The organism is Shewanella indica, from assembly GCF_002836975.1.
GTDB classification, from domain to species: domain Bacteria; phylum Pseudomonadota; class Gammaproteobacteria; order Enterobacterales; family Shewanellaceae; genus Shewanella; species Shewanella indica.
The window spans coordinates 1-1,199 of sequence record NZ_NIJK01000030.1 but is presented as its reverse complement, the minus strand read 5'-3'; the positions used below and the strand labels follow the sequence as shown (position 1 = coordinate 1,199).

At 51.5% G+C, this 1,199-nt stretch carries 1 protein-coding gene; it reads right to left on the bottom strand.

What is annotated here, in order from left to right; all coding sequences use genetic code 11:
- Positions 1-148 precede the first annotated feature (148 nt).
- Positions 149-1,129, bottom strand: coding sequence for an IS5-like element ISEc68 family transposase (locus CX650_RS10485; protein WP_101095774.1), 981 nt, complete (start codon positions 1,127-1,129; stop codon positions 149-151).
- Positions 1,130-1,199: the final 70 nt, after the last annotated feature.

Sequence of the window (1,199 nt, the reverse complement as noted above, 5' to 3'; positions counted from 1 at the left end):
GGAAGCTGCGATTAAGTGGTCCGCAGCTCCCGATATGACGCCCCAAACCGTCCTTTATCGACGTCCTGTGGCTCAATTTTCCAATTTTCAGCCCAAAATCGTCTCTTCGTGGCTGATTTTGGCCCTGTTTCAGGCCAATTTCCTCATTTCAGGTAGATCTCGCCTGTGCCCGTATCAATTGGTCAACTCGAACCAGGTTCGCCAGGGTGAATAACATCGCCAGTTGACTGTCATTTTTAGCCAGCCCCTTGTACCTGGCTTTGACGAAACCAAACTGACATTTTACTATCCGAAATGGATGCTCAACCTTCGCTCGGATACTCGCTTTCAGGTATTCGTAACGGATGGCCAGCTTGTTCTTGCGCGGGTGTTGCTTCAATGCATTCACTTTGCCGGGACGCTCGGCGATAAGCCAGTCTGCGCTGACATCGCTGAGCTCATCGCGCTTTTCGGCCCCCTGATAACCAGCATCGGCTGAGATAAATTCTTCATCGCCATGCAGTAACTTGCCAACCTGATTGAGGTCGTGCTCGTTAGCCGCCGTGGTCACCAGACTGTGGGTCAGGCCACTTTTGGCGTCCACGCCAATGTGCGCTTTCATGCCGAAGTACCACTGGTTACCTTTCTTGGTCTGGTGCATGTCTTCATCACGGCTGTTGTGTTTGTTTTTGGTAGAGCTGGGGGCTTGAATGATGGTGGCATCCACCAAGGTGCCCTGGGTCATTAGAACGCCACACTCTGCTAGCCAGTGATTAACGGTACTGAAGATTTTGCGGGCCAGTTCATGCTGCTCCAGCAAATGCCGGAAATTCATGATGGTAGTGCGGTCTGGAATGGCTTTATCCAGTGACAGGCGAGCAAATTGGCGCATGGAGGCGATTTCATAGAGGGCATCTTCCATGGCCTCATCGCTCAGGTTGTACCATTGCTGCATGCAGTGAATACGCAGCATGGTTTCCAGCGGATAGGGCCTGCGACCATTACCGGCCTTGGGATACACAGGCTCGATAACGCCAAGTAATTTGTCCCAGGGAAGCAAGTTATCCATTCTGCCAAGGAAGATTTCTTTGCGGGTCTGGCGGCGTTTACTGGAAAACTCACTGTCGGCAAAAGTCAGTTGCTGGCTCATCCGGTTACTCATTCAGGGTTCAGGTTACAACACGATGATCTCATATCTCGGACTTATTCGCACCTTCCCT

What these genes read in the sequence shown, in the direction of transcription:
- CX650_RS10485 (WP_101095774.1), bottom strand. Translation starts at nt 1,129, where the DNA reads ATGAGCCAGCAACTGACTTTTGCCGACAGTGAGTTTTCCAGTAAACGC.